The organism is Rhizobium sp. R711, assembly GCF_002211365.1.
Classification (GTDB): Bacteria; Pseudomonadota; Alphaproteobacteria; order Rhizobiales; family Rhizobiaceae; genus Rhizobium.
Map to the genome: position 1 here is coordinate 1,098,608 of NZ_LOKZ01000001.1, position 20,487 is coordinate 1,119,094.

Annotated in this window: 22 protein-coding genes; 21 read left to right on the forward strand and 1 reads right to left on the reverse strand. The window is 59.4% G+C overall.

All coding sequences use genetic code 11. The features are described 5' to 3' along the window. Nucleotides 1–13 precede the first annotated feature (13 nt). From fliI to fliP, 12 genes are all read left to right on the forward strand, one after another. Nucleotides 14–1,405, forward strand: a complete 1,392-nt coding sequence (gene fliI, locus ATY80_RS05370) for a flagellar protein export ATPase FliI (protein WP_088691373.1) — start codon at nucleotides 14–16, stop codon at nucleotides 1,403–1,405. 11 nt (nucleotides 1,406–1,416) lie between these two features. Beyond that, nucleotides 1,417–1,968 carry a flagellar protein gene (locus ATY80_RS05375; RefSeq protein ID WP_088691374.1) on the forward strand — a complete coding sequence of 184 codons (552 nt, stop codon included), beginning with the start codon at nucleotides 1,417–1,419 and terminating at the stop codon, nucleotides 1,966–1,968. Between the two features lie 172 nt (nucleotides 1,969–2,140). Further along, the gene (gene flgB, locus ATY80_RS05380) at nucleotides 2,141–2,533 is read left to right on the forward strand and encodes a flagellar basal body rod protein FlgB (protein ID WP_088691375.1); all 393 of its coding nucleotides are present in this window, start codon (nucleotides 2,141–2,143) and stop codon (nucleotides 2,531–2,533) included. Nucleotides 2,534–2,537: 4 nt separating this feature from the next. Beyond that, nucleotides 2,538–2,954, forward strand: coding sequence for a flagellar basal body rod protein FlgC (gene flgC / locus ATY80_RS05385; protein ID WP_088691376.1), 417 nt, complete (start codon nucleotides 2,538–2,540; stop codon nucleotides 2,952–2,954). Beyond that, the gene (locus ATY80_RS05390) at nucleotides 2,954–3,280 is read left to right on the forward strand and encodes a flagellar hook-basal body complex protein FliE (protein ID WP_088691377.1); all 327 of its coding nucleotides are present in this window, start codon (nucleotides 2,954–2,956) and stop codon (nucleotides 3,278–3,280) included. The genes flgC and ATY80_RS05390 overlap by 1 nt, the downstream gene beginning before the upstream one ends. 19 nt (nucleotides 3,281–3,299) lie before the next feature. After that, nucleotides 3,300–4,088, forward strand: a complete 789-nt coding sequence (gene flgG, locus ATY80_RS05395) for a flagellar basal-body rod protein FlgG (RefSeq protein WP_088691378.1) — start codon at nucleotides 3,300–3,302, stop codon at nucleotides 4,086–4,088. 17 nt (nucleotides 4,089–4,105) lie between these two features. After that, on the forward strand, nucleotides 4,106–4,591 hold the full coding sequence (gene flgA / locus ATY80_RS05400; RefSeq protein ID WP_088691379.1) for a flagellar basal body P-ring formation chaperone FlgA: 486 nt from the start codon (nucleotides 4,106–4,108) through the stop codon (nucleotides 4,589–4,591). After that, on the forward strand, nucleotides 4,588–5,709 hold the full coding sequence (locus ATY80_RS05405; RefSeq protein ID WP_088691380.1) for a flagellar basal body P-ring protein FlgI: 1,122 nt from the start codon (nucleotides 4,588–4,590) through the stop codon (nucleotides 5,707–5,709). The genes flgA and ATY80_RS05405 overlap by 4 nt, the downstream gene beginning before the upstream one ends. After that, the gene (locus ATY80_RS05410; protein ID WP_088691381.1) at nucleotides 5,706–6,239 is read left to right on the forward strand and encodes a MotE family protein; all 534 of its coding nucleotides are present in this window, start codon (nucleotides 5,706–5,708) and stop codon (nucleotides 6,237–6,239) included. Before ATY80_RS05405 ends, ATY80_RS05410 begins: the two co-directional genes overlap by 4 nt. Then, nucleotides 6,236–6,952 carry a flagellar basal body L-ring protein FlgH gene (flgH, locus tag ATY80_RS05415; RefSeq protein ID WP_088691382.1) on the forward strand — a complete coding sequence of 239 codons (717 nt, stop codon included), beginning with the start codon at nucleotides 6,236–6,238 and terminating at the stop codon, nucleotides 6,950–6,952. Before ATY80_RS05410 ends, flgH begins: the two co-directional genes overlap by 4 nt. Nucleotides 6,953–6,963: 11 nt before the next feature. Then, nucleotides 6,964–7,482 (forward strand): flagellar basal body-associated FliL family protein, encoded by a 519-nt coding sequence (locus ATY80_RS05420; protein ID WP_088691383.1) that lies wholly within the window; start codon nucleotides 6,964–6,966, stop codon nucleotides 7,480–7,482. Continuing rightward, the gene (fliP, locus tag ATY80_RS05425; protein ID WP_088691384.1) at nucleotides 7,479–8,216 is read left to right on the forward strand and encodes a flagellar type III secretion system pore protein FliP; all 738 of its coding nucleotides are present in this window, start codon (nucleotides 7,479–7,481) and stop codon (nucleotides 8,214–8,216) included. Before ATY80_RS05420 ends, fliP begins: the two co-directional genes overlap by 4 nt. A gap of 86 nt (nucleotides 8,217–8,302) precedes the next feature. Here fliP and ATY80_RS05430 read toward each other — a convergent pair whose 3' ends face one another. Beyond that, the gene (locus ATY80_RS05430; RefSeq protein ID WP_088691385.1) at nucleotides 8,303–10,225 is read right to left on the reverse strand and encodes a glycosyl transferase; all 1,923 of its coding nucleotides are present in this window, start codon (nucleotides 10,223–10,225) and stop codon (nucleotides 8,303–8,305) included. A 351-nt stretch (nucleotides 10,226–10,576) separates the two neighbouring features. On the opposite strand from ATY80_RS05430, the gene ATY80_RS05435 reads away from it, so the two are divergent. From ATY80_RS05435 to ATY80_RS05475, 9 genes are all read left to right on the forward strand, one after another. Next, on the forward strand, nucleotides 10,577–11,467 hold the full coding sequence (locus tag ATY80_RS05435; protein WP_088691386.1) for a flagellin: 891 nt from the start codon (nucleotides 10,577–10,579) through the stop codon (nucleotides 11,465–11,467). 275 nt (nucleotides 11,468–11,742) lie between these two features. Beyond that, the gene (locus ATY80_RS05440; RefSeq protein WP_088691387.1) at nucleotides 11,743–12,633 is read left to right on the forward strand and encodes a flagellin; all 891 of its coding nucleotides are present in this window, start codon (nucleotides 11,743–11,745) and stop codon (nucleotides 12,631–12,633) included. Between the two features lie 256 nt (nucleotides 12,634–12,889). Next, nucleotides 12,890–13,798, forward strand: a complete 909-nt coding sequence (locus tag ATY80_RS05445) for a flagellin (protein WP_088691388.1) — start codon at nucleotides 12,890–12,892, stop codon at nucleotides 13,796–13,798. 266 nt (nucleotides 13,799–14,064) lie between these two features. Next, nucleotides 14,065–15,030: a flagellin gene (locus ATY80_RS05450; protein WP_088691389.1), complete on the forward strand. Its 966-nt coding sequence runs from the start codon at nucleotides 14,065–14,067 to the stop codon at nucleotides 15,028–15,030. Between the two features lie 167 nt (nucleotides 15,031–15,197). After that, nucleotides 15,198–15,833 carry a hypothetical protein gene (locus ATY80_RS05455; RefSeq protein ID WP_189637086.1) on the forward strand — a complete coding sequence of 212 codons (636 nt, stop codon included), beginning with the start codon at nucleotides 15,198–15,200 and terminating at the stop codon, nucleotides 15,831–15,833. Next, complete coding sequence (locus ATY80_RS05460; protein WP_088691390.1) at nucleotides 15,830–17,128, forward strand: MotB family protein; 1,299 nt, start codon at nucleotides 15,830–15,832, stop codon at nucleotides 17,126–17,128. The genes ATY80_RS05455 and ATY80_RS05460 overlap by 4 nt, the downstream gene beginning before the upstream one ends. Nucleotides 17,129–17,131: 3 nt before the next feature. Then, entirely contained in the window at nucleotides 17,132–18,439 is a 1,308-nt protein-coding gene (gene motC, locus ATY80_RS05465; protein WP_088691391.1) for a chemotaxis protein MotC, read from the forward strand. A 1-nt stretch (nucleotide 18,440) separates the two neighbouring features. After that, complete coding sequence (locus ATY80_RS05470; protein WP_088691392.1) at nucleotides 18,441–19,853, forward strand: flagellar hook-length control protein FliK; 1,413 nt, start codon at nucleotides 18,441–18,443, stop codon at nucleotides 19,851–19,853. Continuing rightward, nucleotides 19,795–20,358, forward strand: a complete 564-nt coding sequence (locus ATY80_RS05475) for a lytic transglycosylase domain-containing protein (protein ID WP_088691393.1) — start codon at nucleotides 19,795–19,797, stop codon at nucleotides 20,356–20,358. Before ATY80_RS05470 ends, ATY80_RS05475 begins: the two co-directional genes overlap by 59 nt. The last annotated feature ends 129 nt before the right edge of the window (nucleotides 20,359–20,487 follow it).

Consider the following 20,487-nt stretch of genomic DNA (forward strand, 5'->3'; position numbering starts at 1 on the left):
CGAGGTCTGACGCATGAGCCACACGCCGCTCACCGAAGCCGATCTCTCGCCGAAGCTCGCGCATCTTGCCGGGCTCGTATCGCGCTATTCAAATCCCGAGTTCCTGGTCGCTCCCGGCGGCCACGTCCAGACAATTGCGGCCGGCCATTACACCGTGACCGGCCTGTCTCGCCACGTGCGGCTCGGCGAATTCGTGGCGCACAAGTCGTCCACCGGCATCCATCTCGGTGAGGTCGTCCGCGTCGAGCCCGAACTGACCTATGTCTGCCCGATCGAGCCCGGCGAGCCGATCGGCATCCATGATACGGTCATCCGCAAGGGTGCCTTTCGCATTTCGCCGTCCGACAGCTGGTGCGGGCGTACGATCAACTCGCTGTGCGAGCCGATCGACGGCCTGGGTCCCATCGTCGAAGGACTCGGCCGCCGCTCCATTTCGAACACCGCTCCGCCGTCCATGACGCGAAAGCGTGTCGAGAAGGGTTTCAAGACAGGCGTTCGCGCCATCGACATCTTCTCGCCGCTCTGCCTTGGGCAGCGCCTCGGCATCTTCGCCGGTTCGGGTGTCGGTAAATCAACGCTGCTCTCGATGCTGGCGCGCGCTGATGCCTTCGACAAGGTCGTGATTGCGCTGGTTGGCGAACGTGGTCGCGAAGTTCGCGAGTTCATCGAGGATACGCTAGGCGCCAACATGAGGAAGGCGATCGCCGTCGTCGCGACGAGTGACGAGAGCCCGATGCTGCGCAAGATGGCGCCGCTGACAGCAGTTACCATCGCCGAGCATTTCCGCGATCGGGGCGACAATGTGCTCCTGATCGTCGATAGTGTCACCCGATTTGCCCACGCCATCCGCGAGGTCGCAACCGCGTCCGGCGAACCGCCGATCGCGCGCGGCTACCCCGCTTCCGTTTTCACCGAACTGCCACGTCTGCTGGAGCGTGCGGGCCCCGGCCCGGAAGGTACGGGAACGATTACCGCGATCATTTCGATCCTGGTCGATGGCGACAACCACAATGACCCGATCGCCGATTCGACGCGCGGCATTCTCGACGGCCACATCGTACTGCAGCGCAGTCTGGCGGAGGAGGGGCGCTACCCACCGATCGATCCGCTTGCCTCGATCTCGCGCCTGGCGCGCAAGGCATGGACTCCAGATCAGGAGAAGCTCGTATCGCGCCTGAAGACGCTGATTCACCGTTTTGAGGAGACACGCGACCTTCGCCTGATTGGCGGTTACCGCCAGGGCGCTGACCCTGATCTCGATATGGCGGTCAAGCAGGTACCGATTATTTACGATGTTTTGAAACAGTCGCCGGGCGATGTCGATTCGCAGGACGCCTTTGCCGATCTGGCCGGGGCGCTGAAGGCGGCGGCCGGCATCGGTGGCCAGCCGAATATCCGCAGGTAGAGGGGCGCGACGTGAACGATTTCGATGACGATGAGAAGATCGCCCCGCTGAAGCCTCTGCGGCGCAAAACAGTCTTTCTCGACCGTGCGCTGACAATTGCCGGCCTCGCCTTGGCGGGAGCGTCGGCATTCTTCCCGTGGTACGTCTTCTTCAATGAAGACAAGTTCGGCATCAACGTCGCGCAAGGCGACCGCACGCGCGATCTCCCGAACTGGCCGGCGCGAAACGTCTTCAGCGTCTCGCCGCTAGCGATGGCTAACAAGAACCAATACGAGAAGAAGCCCGAAATTCCGGTCGATCCGCTGACGACTGCGACCGTCTCCAACATCGGCAAGGAAGACGACAAAGGTCTGCCGGCCGAAGAACAGCCGTTTCCTGGCAAATCGGGTTTTCGCCTTCTCCACGTCGCAAACGGCCGCGCTCTGATTGCAGACGCCTCCGGCATGTACGTCGTGCGTGTAGGGTCCATTCTGCCGGACGAAAGCCGGCTGGCGACACTGGAGGAACGCGATGGCAAATGGGTCATCATCACCTCCAAGGGCGATGTCTACCAGCACAACTGAGTGCATACCCAAGCAGCGAATCAACAGAAGGCTCCGCCGGAAAAACGGTAGGAGCCTTCTTCGCATTCTGGAGCCAGCGGCCAACAAGATCCGGATTTCCGGACCGCATTCTCCGTAAGTCTGACGCAAGATTACCGCCGTAGGTTCGCCTCAGTAAAAACGGAGAGTTCCCATGCAACCGATTCAACTTTTCGACTTGGCCTCGCGGCAGGCCGAATGGCTGACGATCCGTCAGGAGGTTGTTGCCGGCAACATCGCGAATGCGAACACGCCGAAATATCACGCCAAGGACATCACGCCCTTCCAGGCCGTTCTCGACAAGTCGGACATCACGATGGCGCGCACGAATGCGGCGCATCTGAGCGGCAACGATCTCGGCACGAAGAGCGACATCGACGTCAAGGATGCGAGCCTCGATCAGGAAATCGGTGTTCAAGAATCCGGCAACACGGTCGGTCTTGCCGAGGAACTTTCTAAGTCTGGTGAAATCAAGCGTCAATACGAGTTGAACACGTCGCTGGTGAGCTCGTTCAACCGGATGATGCTGATGACGGTGAAGAGCTAAGATCATGGATCCTTTGTCAGCAGCACTCAAAATCGCTGGATCCGGGCTGGAGGCGCAATCGACGCGCCTGCGCATCGTGTCCGAAAACATTGCCAACGCCCGTTCGACCGGCGATACCCCCGGTGCCGATCCCTATCGCCGCAAGACGATTACCTTCGGGGAAGCCGTGGACCGCGCAAACGGCGTCACCACGGTCAATGTCAAGAAGCTCGGCGAAGATGAATCGAAGTTCACCACCGAATACGACCCAAGCAATCCGGCGGCGGACGAAAAGGGTGTAGTCAAGCTTCCGAACGTCAACATGCTGGTCGAGATGGCCGACATGCGGGAAGCAAACCGCTCTTATGACGCCAACCTGCAGACCATCAAACAATCCCGCGACCTGATCTCGGCAACGATCGATCTACTGAAGAGCCAATAATGATCAACAACGTCAATAGTGTCAGCTCCCTGTCGATGACCCGCGGCCTTGCCGCGATCGACCAAGACAATTCCACGGCCTCCTCCGCTGCGGAAAGCGCCGCAAACGACGGCGGCTTCGGCGCGGTTCTCAGCAACGTTGCGACAGGAGCGGTCAACACCCTGAAGAATGCGGAAAGCATGTCTTTTGCAGGCATCAAGGGCACCGCCACGACGCGTGAGGTCGTCGATGCCGTCATGCAGGCGCAGCAGACCCTTCAGACCGCAATCGCCATTCGCGACAAGGTGGTGACAGCGTTTCTCGACGTAACCCGGATGCAGATGTAATTGATTTAAGGACAAAGCCATGAGAGCGCTTGCCATTGCTGCAACGGGTATGGATGCCCAGCAGACCAATCTTGAAGTCATTGCCAACAACATCGCGAACATCAACACGACCGGCTTCAAGCGCGCTCGCGCTGAATTCACGGACTTGCTGTATCAGACAGAGCGGGCGAAGGGCGTTTCCAACCGCGCCAATCAAGCTACCGTTCCTGAAGGTGCAAACATCGGTCTCGGCGTTCAGACGTCTGCTGTCCGCAATCTGCATATCCAGGGCGAACTCGCACAGACTGGCAACGATCTCGATGTGGCCCTAGTCGGCCGCGGCTTCTTCCAGATCGAGGCACCGGACGGCACGACGCTCTATACGCGCGCCGGCGCATTCAACAAGAACGAAACTGGCCAGATCGTGACGGTCGACGGCTACACTGTCGCCCCGAACATCACGATTCCAACTGGCTCGACCGAATTGACGATCAGCCGCTCCGGCCAGGTGACCGCGAAGCTCCCGGGCGCGACGACGGTCACGACGCTTGGTCAATTGCAGATCGCCGACTTCGTCAACGAAGCCGGTCTTCAGCCCCTCGGCGACAACCTCTTTGCGCAAACAGCTGCTTCTGGTGATCCCGTTGTGGGCACGCCCGATGAAGAGGGCTTCGGCTACATGAAGCAGAGCTACCTGGAATCGTCGAACGTCGATCCGGTGAAGGAAATCACCGAGCTGATATCGGCGCAGCGTGCCTATGAAATGAACTCCAAGGTCATCACCACCGCCGACGAAATGGCCTCCATCGTCAGCAAGAACCTGAAGTAATCGGGAAGGGCCGAAACATGATGTTTTGCCGGGTTAAAGGTATTCTCGGATGGGCGGCAGCTGCCGCGATCGCGATCAGCGCACTTGCCGTGCCGCAAGCAGCCGCCGCTGCCGGCATGGGCTATGCGGTCGTTCCGACAACGACCATTTACCCGGGCGAAACGGTTTCTGGTGCCCAGCTCCAGGAAGTGGAAGTGACCAACCCGAACCTTACGGGAGACTACGCAAAGTCGATCCGCCAGGTGGAGGGGATGATCTCAAAGCGCACGCTCCTGCCGGGACGCACGATCTCCGTCTCGGCCCTGCGCGAGCCGTATACCGTGACGCGCGGCTCCTCGATCCGGCTGATCTTCACGCTCGGTGCGATGACGATCTCGGCAGCCGGGTCGCCGCTTGAAGACGGCATGACAGGTCAGCTCATCCGCGTTCGCAACATGGATTCCGGCGTGATTGTCAGCGGCACAGTGCTCGCCGACGGCACCATACACGTGGCCGCAAAATGAAGATGTTTTTCCGCCTTTTCGTAGCCCTCGCGTTTCTGTCTCCGAACGTCGCCGCCGTGACGCCGGCGGCTGCCATGACATCGCGCATCAAGGACATCGCATCCCTGCAGGCAGGACGCGACAACCAGCTGATCGGCTATGGTTTGATCGTCGGCCTCCAGGGCACCGGCGATGGCTTCCGTGCCTCGCCGTTCACGGAACAGTCGATGCGCGCGATGCTGCAGAATCTTGGCATTTCCACGCAGGGCAGTCAGTCCAATCCGAAGAATACGGCGGCGGTGATGGTTACGGCCAACCTGCCGCCCTTTGCCAGCCCGGGCAGCCGCATCGACGTGGACGTCAGTTCGCTGGGCGACGCCACCTCGTTGCGCGGCGGTACACTGATCATGACGTCGTTGTCGGGCGCTGACGGCCAGATCTACGCTGTCGCGCAAGGCTCAGTGGTCGTCTCGGGCTTCACCGCCCAAGGTCAGGCTTCGACGGTCACCGAGGGTGTGACGACCGCCGGACGGGTGCCGAACGGTGCGATCATCGAACGGGAGCTGCCGTCGCGCTTCAAGGACTCGGTCAATCTCGTCCTACAGCTACGAAACCCGGATTTCTCCACTGCCATCCGCATCGCCGATGTTGTCAACGGTTATGCTTCGGCTCGCTTCGGTGGCCCGGTAGCAGAAGCCAAGGATGCGCAGGAAGTCATCGTCCAGAAGCCGAGGACCGCGGATCTGACGCGCTTGATGGCGGATCTGGAAAATCTCGTCGTCGAGACGGACACCCCGGCGAAGGTTGTGGTGAACGAGCGCACCGGAACGATCGTCATCGGCGCGGACGTGCGCGTGTCGCCGGTCGCCGTCAGTTATGGTACTCTGACTGTCCAGGTGACCGAGACTCCGCAGATCATTCAGCCTGAGCCGTTCTCGCGTGGCGTAACGGCCGTACAGCCGCAGACGGACATCGCTGCCCAGAAGACGGGCGGCAAGGTGGCTCTGCTCGAGGGACCTGATCTCAAGACGCTCGTTTCGGGTCTCAACAATATCGGCGTGAAGCCGGACGGCATTATCGCCATCCTTCAGGGCATCAAGTCAGCCGGTGCGCTGCAAGCGGAGCTCGTCCTGCAATGATAGAGAAGTTGACTGTATCCGACCTGGTTCGACGGCTTGCATTGCCGGCGATGGCCGTCGTTGCTTTGTCCATTCCCGGCGCCTTTGCGCAGGAGCAGCCGACGCTAAAGGGTGAAATGACCTCGCAGGAGGAGATTAAGCAGTTCTGCACGAACATTGCCGATCCCGCTCGCGATCAGCGCTATCTGCTACAGAAGCAGGAGCTTGAGAAGCTTCGCGCCGACGTCGATTCCCGCATCGCCGAGATGAACAGGCGCAAAGAGGAATATCAGGATTGGCTGAAGCGCCGCGACGATTTTCTCAAGCAGGCCGAGGCGGGCCTGACCGATATCTACAAGAAAATGAAGCCGGACGCGGCTGCATCGCAACTGGAGCAAATGAGGATAGAAGTAGCGGCGGCCGTCATCATGCGGCTGAACCCCTCGCAGTCGAGCCTTATCCTCAACGAGATGGATCCGAAGAAGGCCGGCAACATTGCCAGCATCATCGCCAGCGCGTCCGATCCAAATACGTCGAAGGACCCCTCATGAACAAGCGTTTCCCCGCCGCGATTGTCGCCGTCGCCCTCCTTGCAGGCTGCGCATCGCCGCAGGCCGTCAACGAGATCGGCCGCGCCCCGTCCATGAGCCCGATCGGCAGCGGTCTCGCTTACGGCCAGACGCCGCAGATGGCGCTTTATCCGAAGCAGCCGCGCCAGGTTGCGCAGGGCTACTCCCTGTGGAGCGACTCGCAGGCCACTCTCTTCAAGGATGCCCGCGCTCTCAACGTCGGCGATATCCTGACCGTCGATATCCAGATCAACGATAAGGCCAAGTTCGAGAACGACACCAGCCGGAGCCGGACCAACTCGAGTGGCCTGAACTGGGATGTCAACGCCAACGTCATGGGCTGGAACCCTCAGTCGAAGACCGATGTGACCTACGGTTCCGACACCAGTACCGACGGCAAGGGCAAGATCGACCGGTCCGAAACGCTGAAGCTCATGGTCGCCGCAGTCGTCACGGGTATCCTCGAGAACGGTAACCTCGTGATCAGTGGCTCGCAGGAGGTCCGCGTCAATCAGGAGATCCGTATTCTCAACGTTGCCGGTATCGTCCGCCCGCAGGACGTCAACGCCGACAACCAGATTTCCTACGAGAAGATTGCTGAGGCCCGCATCTCCTACGGCGGTCGTGGCCGCCTGATGGAAGTGCAGCAGCCGCCGCGCGGTCAGCAGGCCGTCGATCTCTTCTCGCCGCTCTGAGGCTGAATACCATGGCAGAGACAGAAGACGCCGAAGGCCAGCCGAAGAAGAAATCGGCCGCTGTGATGGCCATCGCCGGGCTCGCGATCCTGACGCTACTCGGCGCCGGCGGCGGCTGGGTCGTCGGCGGCATGGTTGCGCCGAACATCAAGGGCGCCGAACAGGTCGAGCAGGCCAAAGCGGCTAAGGACGAGGCCGCACAGAAGAAGGAAGGTGAGGCCGGCCTGCCTCACATTTCGACCGAAGCCAACAATGTCGTGCAGCTCGAGCCAATCACGTCAAACCTTGCCTATCCATCCGAAAATTGGGTTCGCCTAGAAGTGGCCCTGCTGTTCAATGGCCCGCCGGACGTGAAAATCGCGGAGGATATCCACCAGGATATTCTCTCCTATGTCCGCACCGTTTCTCTGCAGCAGATCGAGGGGCCACGCGGCTTCGAATATCTTAAGGATGACATCCAGGAGCGTGTTGACCTTCGCGCGCAAGGACGCGTATCGAAGATCATGTTCAGGACCTTCGTCGTCGAATGATTCGATTCCTATTGCTGTTCGCTGCGATGATGGCGGCACCGGAGCTGGCGCATGCGCAGCAGCTCCCGACAAATTTGTTGAACTTGCCGGTCGACGGTTCGGTCGCGGCATGGATTATCAGAACCTTCGGCCTGTTGACCGTTCTTTCGGTCGCGCCTGGCATCCTAATCATGGTGACGAGCTTCCCGCGCTTCATCATCGCCTTCTCGATCCTTCGGTCGGGAATGGGCCTGTCGTCCACACCCTCGAATATGATCTTGTTGTCGCTCGCGCTGTTCATGACCTTCTACGTCATGCAGCCGACGTTCGATCAGGCATGGCAGACCGGTGTTCAGCCGCTTCTGTCAAATCAGATCGATGAACAGCAGGCAGTCACACGTATCGCAGAGCCCTTCCGGACGTTCATGGCGGCCAATACGCGTGACAAGGACCTGGCGCTTTTCGTGGACTTGGCGCGGGAGCGCGGCCAGAGCGTCCAGACCGAAGAAAAGATCGATTATCGTGTCCTGATTCCCGCTTTCATGATCTCAGAGATCCGGCGCGGTTTCGAGATCGGGTTCCTGATCGTTCTTCCCTTCCTCGTTATCGATCTGATCGTCGCCACGATCACGATGGCGATGGGCATGATGATGCTGCCGCCGACATCGATTTCCTTGCCGTTCAAGATCCTCTTCTTCGTGCTGATCGACGGCTGGAACCTGTTGGTCGGAAGCCTCGTCCGCTCCTTCCACTGAGCCGTGCCGCTGTTAGGCCCAGCCCGATATAAAAATACCCGCCGGTGAAGCCGGCGGGCTTTAGTCTAGACGGCTCGAAGTGCTCCCTAGCCAAAGCTGAAGAACGGTTCCGTACGGGGTGGCAGCGCCGGGACGTCGATATGGTCCGGTTCCTGCCCGAGCTTCGCGCGCTCTACCATCATCTCGTAAGCCCTTTCGAGATGCAGGGTGAAACGCTCGGCGTCGAACAATGGCATGATGACAGCATTGTCCCGGATGCGACGCTTGTATTCAGCGATGCGGTCGGGTGCGTTCGCAAGCTCGACGGCCATGTCTTCATAAGCCTTGATGTCGCTGGCTACTAGTTCCGGCAGGCCTATCGCGTTGAGCAAGCTTTCGCTGACGCGAGAGGCAAAATTGGTACCCTTGACGGTCAAAACCGGCAAGCCACCCCAGAGTTGCTCCGAGGTTGTTGTGTGGCCGTTGACCGGGAAGGTATCGACGCCAAGATCGGCCACTTGTTGGCGATCGATGTGCTCTTCGTAGGACACGCGCGGGCAGAAGATCACTCGATCTGATTCCAGCCCTTTTTTGTTCATGTAATTGAGCAGGTTCTTCTCGGTGCGTGGCGAGGAAAGCATCAGCCAAAGCACGCTGTTTGGAACGCGTTTCAGAATGTTGCACCAGACGTCGAGTATCGCCGTGTTGATCTTGCGGTTTGCGTTGAACGAGGCAAAGACAAATGCTTCCTCCGGCAGCCCCACTTGGGCACGTGTCGTTGGCCTTGGCTTCGGACGATTGGCGGGGTCGTTGGGCTGATAGCAATCTGGCATGCGCACCAGCTTCTCGTAGTAGTTCGCTTCGCTGCTCGCTGGCAACACGAACCGGTCGCCGATGGAATAATCAAGGTCGAGGTCGGTCACGGTGCCTGGGAAACCAAGCCATGTTGCTTGCAGCGGAGCGCCGCCGTAGTTCAGGATTCTGGATCGACCGCCAAATGTGTGTCCCTTGAGGTCGACCAGAATGTCGATTTGCCGCTCCCGGATGGCATTTGCGGCTTCCTCGTCTGTCATGTCACGCACGATGCAAACGTCACCCCATTGTGAGCGATCGACGGTGCCGGCCTCATGTTCCAGGTACTTCTCTTCGGTATGGCAGAAGAGCGTTATTTCAAACTTGTCCCGGTCGTGCAGCTCCAGAATGCGGCGCAGCAGCTTCATGGTTGCGTGTCCGGCCCAGAAGTCGGACGAAAGATATCCGATGCGGATCTTCTTGCTCCAGGCGTGGGGGACGGCCTTTCGTCGCGCTGCCGCTTCCTTCAGCAGAAGAGATGGATTGTGAGAAGCAAGAGCATTGAGCGCTTCGTCACCGCACCAGTGGAGATTGTAGAAGGGATTGTCTCGTTCCAAGAAGCTTAGGTCGCCCTTATCGAGCATTTTCTGCACCGGAAGGAATTCCTTGGTGACGAGCTCGAAGTCGCAGACTTCACGGGCGAAGACGAGCTTGAGCAGCCGGAGCGGCATGATGTCCGGAAACTTCTTGAACAGATTATAGACGAGCGTCTCGTTCGTTGCGTCCAGAATGTCGTCGCTGAGGAGCCGCACTGCCAGACGGGCATGGTCGGGATGGCTGCTCTCGGAGATTACCTTGCGGTAGGGGCTCACGAGGTCCTTTCGGCCTTGCTTGAGAAGGATAGCGGTAAGAACGAAAGCTAGTTCGGCGTCCGAGCGAGCAAGGGTCATGACACGTAAGGCCTGCAGCAAGGCCTGGTGTTCGTCGCCACAGGCAAAATACAGGAGGGCGGCTTCGCGCGTGTAGGGCGACTCCTTGCCGTCGAGTTCACCGGCAAGCGCATAGGCGCTTGCAGCTTCCGATTTGAAGCCCAGTTTGAGAAGGTTCTTGGCCAGGAGAACGTACGTCTTGACGTCCCGCTGCGTGTCGATGAGCCTGTTCAGCACTTCCAGGGATTTCAGATATTGGCCCTTCTGGTAGTCCTTTGATGCCGCCGCAAACGAGATGTTCGTATTCAAGAACTCACTCCATCAGGAACTTCGTCAATGAGCGCTGCTGCCGGTCTCTCAGGCAAAATGAGCACTCGGTTTGAAACACCTAGACACATTAAGCTTGCTTGAAGCAGGTGTCCCGCTACCGAGCCAGAGCGTCGCGGCGTGTTCGCAGACTATTAACCACCCTACGGGGCCGACGCCGTTTCGTCAGCCGTTTTAATGAGTTGGCAATGAATGACTGCGAGATTGCCCCTCGACATGACGGGTTTGGTTGCTCAAACGAAACGGCACCGAGTGGCATGAAGCTGGTCCGTCATCGCCGGTATTGAAGTCCGGTATGTCCTCCTTTTGTATTTTGTTTTTGGGGACAGACTTATGACAAGCATTAACACCAATAACTCCGCAATGGCAGCTCTCCAGACGCTGCGCAACGTCAACAGCAATCTGTCCGACACGCAGAATGCCGTTTCGTCTGGTCTGCGCGTCGGCAAGGCTTCCGACAACGCTGCCTACTGGTCGATCGCCACGACGATGAAGTCGGACAACAAGGCTCTCTCGGCTGTATCCGACGCCCTCGGCATGGGTGCCGCAAAGCTCGATACCGCATACACGGCCGTTAACAGCGCCATCGACATCGTCGGCGACATCAAGGCGAAGCTGGTTGCAGCCAGCGAAGCCGGCGTCGACAAGTCGAAGCTGCAGGACGAAATCACGCAGCTGCAGTCACAGCTCAACAGCGTTGCTCAGTCCGCTTCGTTCAACGGCGAAAACTGGGTCAACAACGCCGGCGGCACCGTCAGCGTCGTTTCGTCCTTCGTCCGTGGCACCGGCGGTGCGGTCTCCATCAAGACCACCGATTATGCGCTCGGCGCCACTAACACACTGTTCGACGGCACGACGCAGGGCGGTATCCTCGGCGCAGCCGGAGCGAGCTCGGGCAGCTCGATCTACGGTTTTACGATCGGCTCCAGCACGACGCAGGGCAGCATCGACAACCTGCTGACGGACGTCGAAACCGCCTTGACGAGCATGACGACGCTCGGTTCGCAGCTTGGCTCGCTTCAGCAGCGCGTCGACATCCAGACCGACTTCGTTTCCTCGCTCAGCGACTCGATCGACTCCGGTATCGGCCGTCTGGTTGACGCTAACATGGAAGAAGAGTCCTCCAAGCTCAGCGCCCTGCAGACCCAGCAGCAGCTGGCCATCCAGTCGCTGTCGATTGCGAACTCCTCTTCGCAGAACATCCTCTCGCTGTTCCGCGGCTGATCGCCGTCACCAGCCATCTGAGAAGCGATTTACGGCCGGGTTTTCCCGGCCGTAAATGTTTTAACCGCAAGTTAACAAGTGGAGTTAATATAAGGATATTTTTAACTATTTTTTCTTTTTTGAGTTCAAGATTTCTTAACCATGCTGCTGTCTTATGTGCCTATCGAAACGGCGAGTTGACTGCGCAGCAAAGCGGCCAACAGGCATGATGCTGACCGCCGTTCCCGGTAGTCCGGAATGTCCCTTCCTACACATTCTGCCAAAGGGGCAATTAAATGACCAGCATTCTGACCAACAACTCCGCAATGGCAGCTCTCCAGACGCTGCGCAACGTCAACAGCAATCTGTCTGACACGCAGAATGCCGTTTCGTCTGGTCTGCGCGTCGGCAAGGCTTCCGACAACGCTGCCTACTGGTCGATCGCCACGACGATGAAGTCGGACAACAAGGCCCTCTCGGCTGTATCCGACGCCCTCGGCATGGGCGCCGCCAAGCTCGACACCGCATACACGGCCGTTAAAAGCGCCATCGACATCGTCGGCGACATCAAGGCGAAGCTGGTTGCAGCCAGCGAAGCCGGCGTCGACAAGTCGAAGCTGCAGGACGAAATCACGCAGCTGCAGGCACAGCTCAACAGCGTTGCTCAGTCCGCTTCGTTCAACGGCGAAAACTGGGTCAACAACGCCGGTGGCACCGTCAGCGTCGTTTCGTCCTTCGTCCGCGGCACCGGCGGTGCGGTCTCCATCAAGACCACCGATTATGCGCTCGGCGCCACCAACACGCTGTTCGACGGCACGACGCAGGGCGGTATCCTCGGCGCAGCCGGAGCGAGCTCGGGCAGCTCGATCTACGGTTTTACGATCGGCTCCAGCACGACCCAGGGCGACGTCGACAACCTGCTGACGGACGTCGAAACCGCCTTGACGAGCATGACGACGCTCGGTTCGCAGCTTGGCTCGCTTCAGCAGCGCGTCGACATCCAGACCGACTTCGTTTCCTCGCTCAGCGACTCGATCGACTCCGGTATCGGCCGTCTGGTTGACGCCGACATGGAAGAAGAGTCCTCCAAGCTCAGCGCCCTGCAGACCCAGCAGCAGCTGGCCATCCAGTCGCTGTCGATCGCGAACTCCTCTTCGCAGAACATAATGTCGCTGTTCCGCAACTAATATTAGGCGCCTTCGGACGCTTCAAAGAAGAGCCGCTGGTGTTACCGGCGGATATCGTGGAAGGCCGCGCTCCCCGAGCGCGGCCTTTTTAATGCTTATTAACTGACCGTTAACCAAACTCGTGTTTTCTGCCGTCAACGAAACGGTATGTTAACCAAGCTTAAGAAGCGGTTAGCGGGCATGACGCTGATGGCCGTTGCCGGTGGCGGACCGGAATGTCCCTTTTCAATATTTGCCAGCAAGGGGCGATAATTTCATGACCAGCATTTTGACCAACGTGGCGGCAATGTCCGCTCTCCAGACACTCCGGAGCATCAACGGCAACCTGGAGGACACGCAGAACCGTGTTTCGTCTGGTTACCGTGTCGCAGAGGCCAAGGACAATGCCGCCTACTGGTCGATTGCAACGACCATGCGTTCGGACAACAAGGCTCTCTCCGCTGTGTCCGATGCGCTCGGACTTGGCGCCGCGAAGGTCGACACCGCCTACTCAGCCATGGATAGCGCTATTGATATCGTAAGTGAGATCAAGGCCAAGATCGTCGCGGCGACGGAAAAGGGCGTCGACAAGACCAAGATCCAAGACGAGATCGGACAACTTCAGCAGCAATTGCTGAGTGTGGCGCAATCGGCCTCGTTTTCCGGTGAAAACTGGGTGGCTGGGAATACGACGAAGAGCGTCGTCTCCTCGTTCGTCCGCGATGCCAATGGTCAGGTGTCCGTGCAGACGACCCAATACGTTCTCGACGACACCTCCGCCGGCAACGTGCTTTTCGGCATGACGACGTCAGGATCGATCGACACGACGACTGGCATTATCGGTACGTCCTCAGGCAGCGTTGGCTCAATCTACGCGATGGATATCACGAGCTTTGGTTCTACCGATATCGATCTCGCCCTGACGACCGTTGAGTCCGGCCTCAGTGCGCTCACCAAGGCGGCGTCGCAGCTTGGCTCGATCTCGACGCGCATTGACCTGCAGGAAAGCTTCGTTTCCAATCTCAGTGACTCGATCGACTCGGGCGTCGGACGCCTTGTCGACGCCGATATGGAAGAGGAATCGAGTAAGCTGACCGCCCTGCAGACACAACAGCAGTTGGCGATCCAGTCACTGTCGATCGCAAACTCCAGCGCGCAGAACGTTCTCACGCTGTTCAAGGGCTAAGAGTGCCGCAACTCGCATGGACGAGATCGAAAGCCGCGTCATCGATGCGGCTTTCTCTTTGTTTTTGAACCGATAATCAAGATTGCGCGAGGCTTGCGCGGCCGATCTTGCCGCTCTTGCGCCAGGTCCGGGCCTTGGTTAACTTCGCTTAACAGTTGATTTGCTTTTAGCGACAAGCCGGCCTGGGGGACCAGCCGGGGGCATGACGCCAGGTCAGTCGCTGCCGGTCGCCGGCCTGTCCCGTTTCCCTACTCAGAGCAGAAAAAATGACCTATAAAATCGCCAGCTCGGCACAGGTAAACGCCCTTGCGGCGCTGCGCATCATCAACAAGGACGTTGCAACGGTTCAGCAGCAGGTTTCGTCAGGCTACCGCGTCGAAACGGCGGCGGATGACGCGACTTATTGGTCATTTGCGAGCGTCATGCGCTCGGACAGCAGCTCTTTGCAGAACGTTCACGACGCGCTCGGCGTCAGTGCATCGAAGGTCGACACCGCCTACACCTCGATGGAAAGCCTGATTGACCAGCTGGGCGAGATCCGCAAAACCCTGGTGACGGCTCAGGAGGCAGGTGTCGACAAGACGAAGCTCAATACAACCCTGACAGAACTGAAGGGGCAGTTGCAGACGACGGTCCAGACAACGAGCTTTGCGGGTGAGAACTGGCTGCTCAATCGCGATACCGCGCTTCCGACGTCGCGTTCCGTGATCGGCGGTTTTGTGCGCGGCACGAACGGTGAGTACCAGGCGCAGACGATCAGTTACCCGGCCGACCAGACAGTCATGATTGACACGACGGATGCCAATCGCGGCCTTCTCACGAAGACCATTGACGCGAATACGTTCAATTCCGACGGCACCTCGACGGCACGAAACTACTATCTGCTGGACGCCGGCTCGACGAGCCCTGCAAGCGGAACGGAGATAGCACTTGACGAGAATACCACCAGCGAGCAGGTCACGGACATGCTGAGTGTGGTCGACTCTATGCTGTCACAGTTGACCACCACGGCTGCCGGTCTTGGCACCATGAGCGCGCGCATCAGCGACCGCATTTCCTACACCGCGGATATGTCCGATCTAATCGACAAGGGTGTCGGTGCGCTCGTTGACACCGACATGGACGAAGCATCGACCCGCCAGACGGCGTTGTTGACGCAACAGAAGATGGGCGTTCAGGCGATTTCGATCCTGAACACCGCTGCCAGCAAAGTGCTGATCCTGCTGCAATAGTGGCCGGGGCGCCGTCGGGCCGGCTTGGCTGCGCCCTTCATCCTCGCGCAAGTTTGACACCCTATTTTCGGTACAAAGGCGCAGTGCGGAAACCGTGCCTGATCAGTTGTCAGTTCATGATGGGGCGCGGCATGTCGCAGTCTTCTGCAGCGAGAGGGGTGGTTTCGGTGAGTACGCTGCTTTCTCGGTACCTCAAGGATTTCGGCGAGCCGGCCGTCATCGCTCCCGTCGCGGAGGCCGCCGATCTCGCGAACGATTTCGGTGGCTTTGTAGATATCGCAACCGAAGCGGTCGTGGATGTCGAAGCCGAGCGCCGCGGCGCATATGCCGAGGGCTATGCCGAGGCGACCGCAGTGCTGACGGAAAAGTATGAACTGGAGGCGCAAACGGTCGCGCTCGTTCATCAGCGCGAAGTCGAAGTGCTCCGTGATCGGTACGAGGTTGAGGCCGCGGAACTGATCGCCTCCCGGTTGGATGCCATGGCGCATGAGATTGCGGCGCTTGTCAGCGCGACGGTCGCGAAGGCGTTGGCGCCCGTGATGACCGATGCCCTATCACAGAAGGCTGCCGTCGATCTTGCCGGCATCGTTAGCCAGGCGGTGCTGGACGGGGAAGTGGGCAATGTGACCGTCAAGGGCCCGGCCCGGCTGTTCGATGTGCTGAAGAACACACTCGGTGAAAAGGCCGGCCTTCTGCGCCATCATGAAACCGGCGATGTCGACTTGACCGTTGAATTTGGCGACGCCGTCCTCGTCACGCGCATGTCAGCCTGGGCGACGAGCTTGAAGAAAGTTCTGGAATGAGTGATAGCGAAAACCACCACCACGGCAAGAACGAGATCATCATCGTCAAGCGGCATGGCGGCGGTGATCACGACGGTGCTCATGGTGGCGCCTGGAAGATCGCCTATGCCGACTTCATGACGGCCATGATGGCGTTCTTTCTCGTCATGTGGCTGGTCAACGCCGCAAACGAGGAGACCAAGGCCTCGGTCGCGACCTATTTCAATCCGATCAAGCTTGCCGACGAGAAGCCGACGGAAAAAGGCTTGAAGAAGCCTGTCGACCAGGCGGACGGCGACCAGAAGCAGGACAAGTCGAAGGAAAAAGAAGACGAGCCAACCAAGGGCGCTTCGGCCGCAAACGGCGACGATCAGACCTCGACATCCGGCGACCAAACCAATTACTCGGAAGCTGATTTCTTCGAGAATCCCTATTCGGTTCTGGCGGAGATCGCGCAGGAAGTCGGCCAGCAGGCAAACGTCAGCGCCAAGGGCGAGGGCGGCGCCAGCGACTCGGGTCCGGCAACCGGCGCCGACGGTGGTCAGGCCTATCGTGATCCGTTCGATCCGGACTTCTGGACCAAGCAGGTCGAAGTGACGCACGCCGACAAGAAGCAGCCGGCTTCGAGCGACGCTCCCGCCGATGGCGCGGCAGATGCCACCGAAGTTGCCAAGGCCGAAACCGAGACACCGGCGGATCCGACGAAGGCTGCCGACGCCGGCCATGCTCCGGACGACCAAGCCAAGGAAGCCGCGAAGAGCAAGTCGCAACACGCTGCGTCGTCCGTGGAAACGGCTTCTGAAAATGCCGAGGGCAAGGAAAAGCCGCAGACTGAGGCGCAAAGGGCCGGCGAGCAGAAGCAGGCCGAGGATCTGCAAAAGGAAATCGCCCAGCAAATCAGCGGCATTGCCGGCAAGCTCGCCGAAGGTCTGACGGTAACACCGTCGGAAGGCGGCCTCCTGGTCAGCATTTCCGATCAGAGTGACGATTCCATGTTCAACATTGGGTCGGCCGTGCCGCGCAAGGAGATGGTGCTTGCGATGGAAAAGATCGGTGAGATCCTGAAGAGCAAGCCGGGCGCGGTCGTCATCCGCGGCCATACGGACGGCCGTCAGTATAAGGGCGAGAACGAGAACTGGCGCTTGTCCATGGATCGCGCCCAGGCCGCCTACTATATGGTCGTTCGCGGCGGTCTCGACGAAAAGCGGATATCGCAGGTCTCAGGCTTTGCTGATCGCAAGTTGAAAGATCGGGCGGATCCGTTCAACGCGACCAACAGGCGTATCGAAATATTGCTGCAGGCGGATCAGGGATAATCCATGGTCCGTCACCACCGTCATCTTCTGCTTCTGATTCTCAGCCTCGCGGTAAGTTCTACTGCTGTCGCACAGGCGGAAGATCAGGAGGACATTGCGCCTTACAAGATGCTGCGGTCACTGCAGTTCGTGCAGGATGCCGTCGTGCTTGGCGATCACTCCGCCGCCGAGATGCAGCGCTTTATGCTCGGTACGATCGATCAGCGTCTGCGTACCATCGATCCGGCGGTTTTTGACGACGCCAGAAACGTAGACGCGGCGCTGATCTATGCGATGAGTGGCGGTAATCCCGAGACGCTCGAATATCTTGTCGCCCGCGATGTGAACGGTCACTTCGACAATCGCGTCAGTGATGTGTTGCGGAAGTATCTGAGCGGCAAGGGCTTGCTTGTCGCCAAGAGCCTTGTCGAGACCGCAAACGAGTACAAGGACAAGAAAATCGGTCCTTATCTTGCGCTCGTCGGCGGCAATGTCACCATCGCGAAGAGCCCGATGGAAGCGTTGAAGCTGTATGATCAAGCGCGCCTCAATGCGCCGGGCACGATCATCGAGGAGGCGGCGCTACGCCGCTCCGTATCGATCTGCGTCGAAGCCCGGATGGTGGACAAGGGGCTCGCTTATTCGCAGCGCTATGTGCGCCGCTTCCTGCATTCGCCTTATGCCAGCCAGTTCGCGGATCTTTTCGTCAAGCTGCTGGTCAATCATGATCATGAGGTAAAGCCCGACGACGTTGTTGATATCCTCTCCTTCATGGACGAGGCGAGGCAGCGTGAGGTCTATCTACGCATCGCCCGTGCGGCCGCCATCGCCGGCAAGGGTGATCTCGCGCGGATGGCTGCGGCGCGCGCACAGACGCTTGCGGGCGACTCAGACAACGCCTTTGGCGCGCTTGCGGATTTCTACGGCGGAATGGCGGCGATCTCGACGGACAAAATTGATACGGCCGCAAAAAACATCGCATCCATCCCCGACCAGGAACTGTCGCCACGCGATCAGGCTCTCAGGGCGGCAGCGAAAGCCATTGCAGAACAAGTGCTTCGCCCGCCCGACCCGGCAAGCTTGACGCAAGCGACGACCCCTAAATCTCATAGTCAAGAAATTACTTCTGAACAGGCAGCGGCCTCACCAGAGGCGGAGCAGGGAGAGATACCAAATCCCACTCCAGGTCCTGTTGCCGGAGACGCGGCTGCAACGCCGCCATCCAATGTTGGGGGACAGCAGGACGCCGACCCGTCATTCAGCGCATTCGTGACGTCAAGCCGATCGCAGCTTGATGAGGTCGACGGCCTCTTGAACAAAGAAAGTAATTGAGATGATGGACATCAGCGTTTCGGGGGGAGCGTCTGGAGCAGGGGCTGCCTCCGCGGTTGGCACTGCCCGTCAGACGGGCAGCGGCGGCGATACGGATGCAGGCGGGTTCTTCGATGTGCTGAACAAGACCAGCGGCAACTCGGCCGAGCAGCCCACGGCCGGGCAGCGCGCTGGTGACGGCAGCGCTTCCGCCACGTCACCTCACGCGCGTACGAAGTCATTGATCGATCTCGGCAGCGCCTCCTTGGCCGCGCAGACGGAGATGAAAGAAAAGACGGCTGGGTCGGCCGACAAGGAGACCAAAAAGGCGGAGCGCGACCCGAAGGCCAAGGGCAAGCAGGCTGATGCCGCCGACTCGCAGGATCTTGCCGATAAGCTGGACGATGAAGCGACGGCACATTCGGCCAAGGTCACCAAGCCGGCCAAGGCCGAAGGCGCCGAGGCGACCGAGGTCAAGAAGGGCGCGGAAGGCGATGACACCCTCTCGGACGTGCTGAGCCTATTGAAACAAGCGCCGACTGACGGATCTGCGGCGGCAGCGTTCGCTGCAATGGCCGCCACGAGCCAACAGACTGATGGCAAGGTATCGACCGATCCGAAAGAAAAGTCCGCCGCCAGTATCAAACCCAAGGACGAAACGTCTGCTGACGCGACTCTCGCCGGCATCGATACGGCCGCCGACACTCAGGTGCCCGGCACAGAGGTCGCCGGCGATATTGACCCGACGACATTCCGACTGAGCCGCGCCGACGGCAGCGGTCAGTCCATGGACATGCACGTTGGCATTGACAAGGATGCCGCCGAGTCCGGCGGCAAGGTCAACATCGAAAGCGTCTCGGTTATGGATTCGCGCCGCTACATCGGCCTCGTGCAGAACACCAATTCTGCCGCGGTGACGGCCGCGATTTCAGGTGATCCGGAGTGGGCCAACGCCATGCAGCCGACATCTGCCCTGTCGAATGCGGCAGAGTGGACCAGCACCGGCAAGGTGGTGAATACGCTCAAGATCCAGATGAACCCGATCGACCTTGGCCTGGTCACCGCCACAATGCGACTGCAGGGCGACGCATTGAACGTCGACCTGAAGGTCGAGACAGGAGCGGCCTATCGCCAGCTCAAGGAAGATCACGGCAAGATCATCGAGGCGTTGCGCAGCCAGGGCTACGCGATCGACAACGTGACGATCAGCATGGCGCCCGTCGACCGTTCGGACGCCAGCAATCAGACGGGTGCGCAGGGCCAACAGCAAGGCCAGGCCTTTGCTCAGCAGGGTCAAGGCGGCGAGGCGCGAGAACGCCAAAATCAATCAGGGCAGCGAACTGGCGGAGGCTTCAATGGCTCGGGCGAAAGCGGTGTTGAAAGCGCTTCTTCTAGCGCCGCTGGCGGCGGCCGCACTGGCGACGTCTACCTCTAGCGCGCAGGCCTCCAACAGCGCCTGTGAGCAGGAGATCCAGGCGGCGGCACTGAAGTACGGTATCCCCGAGGGCATTCTCTATTCGGTTGGCCTGACTGAAACCGGACGCAAGGGATCGCTCTATCCCTACGCGCTGAACATCGAAGGAAAGGCCTTCTTTCCGCCCTCCGAGCAGGACGCTCTAAGGCAGATTGATGCTGCGCGCAGGTCAGGCGCGAAGCTCATCGACATCGGCTGCATGCAGATCAACCAGTACTACCATGGTGAGAATTTCCGGTCGGCGGAGGAGATGTTCGACCCCCGCCGCAATGTGGAATACGCGGCGCGGTTCCTGCGCAATCTCCATGACCGTCACGAAACATGGACGATGGCGGTCGCCCGCTATCACGCCGGACCCAACAACGACCCGGCCCAGAAGCAGTATGTCTGCCGGGTCATCGCCAATCTGGTCGCCACCGGCTACGGCAAATGGACTCGCAATGCGAGCAACTTCTGCCTGAATTGATTCAATCAAAACTGGTAGAAAATAGAACAAAGCAGAAATGTGTCATATTGTGGCGAGAATCTGTCTCAATGTGGCAAGGCAAGTCACATTTTAGCCCCTGTTAACTTTTCCACGAAATATTTGTGTGCA

Bases quoted from the DNA above. Each gene is read 5' to 3' on its own strand.
- fliI (WP_088691373.1), top strand. From the start codon at position 14: ATGAGCCACACGCCGCTCACCGAAGCCGATCTCTCGCCGAAGCTCGCG.
- flgB (WP_088691375.1), top strand. From the start codon at position 2,141: ATGCAACCGATTCAACTTTTCGACTTGGCCTCGCGGCAGGCCGAATGG.
- flgC (WP_088691376.1), top strand. From the start codon at position 2,538: ATGGATCCTTTGTCAGCAGCACTCAAAATCGCTGGATCCGGGCTGGAG.
- ATY80_RS05390 (WP_088691377.1), top strand. From the start codon at position 2,954: ATGATCAACAACGTCAATAGTGTCAGCTCCCTGTCGATGACCCGCGGC.
- flgG (WP_088691378.1), top strand. From the start codon at position 3,300: ATGAGAGCGCTTGCCATTGCTGCAACGGGTATGGATGCCCAGCAGACC.
- flgA (WP_088691379.1), top strand. From the start codon at position 4,106: ATGATGTTTTGCCGGGTTAAAGGTATTCTCGGATGGGCGGCAGCTGCC.
- ATY80_RS05405 (WP_088691380.1), top strand. From the start codon at position 4,588: ATGAAGATGTTTTTCCGCCTTTTCGTAGCCCTCGCGTTTCTGTCTCCG.
- ATY80_RS05410 (WP_088691381.1), top strand. From the start codon at position 5,706: ATGATAGAGAAGTTGACTGTATCCGACCTGGTTCGACGGCTTGCATTG.
- flgH (WP_088691382.1), top strand. From the start codon at position 6,236: ATGAACAAGCGTTTCCCCGCCGCGATTGTCGCCGTCGCCCTCCTTGCA.
- ATY80_RS05420 (WP_088691383.1), top strand. From the start codon at position 6,964: ATGGCAGAGACAGAAGACGCCGAAGGCCAGCCGAAGAAGAAATCGGCC.
- fliP (WP_088691384.1), top strand. From the start codon at position 7,479: ATGATTCGATTCCTATTGCTGTTCGCTGCGATGATGGCGGCACCGGAG.
- ATY80_RS05435 (WP_088691386.1), top strand. From the start codon at position 10,577: ATGACAAGCATTAACACCAATAACTCCGCAATGGCAGCTCTCCAGACG.
- ATY80_RS05440 (WP_088691387.1), top strand. From the start codon at position 11,743: ATGACCAGCATTCTGACCAACAACTCCGCAATGGCAGCTCTCCAGACG.
- ATY80_RS05445 (WP_088691388.1), top strand. From the start codon at position 12,890: ATGACCAGCATTTTGACCAACGTGGCGGCAATGTCCGCTCTCCAGACA.
- ATY80_RS05450 (WP_088691389.1), top strand. From the start codon at position 14,065: ATGACCTATAAAATCGCCAGCTCGGCACAGGTAAACGCCCTTGCGGCG.
- ATY80_RS05460 (WP_088691390.1), top strand. From the start codon at position 15,830: ATGAGTGATAGCGAAAACCACCACCACGGCAAGAACGAGATCATCATC.
- motC (WP_088691391.1), top strand. From the start codon at position 17,132: ATGGTCCGTCACCACCGTCATCTTCTGCTTCTGATTCTCAGCCTCGCG.
- ATY80_RS05470 (WP_088691392.1), top strand. From the start codon at position 18,441: ATGATGGACATCAGCGTTTCGGGGGGAGCGTCTGGAGCAGGGGCTGCC.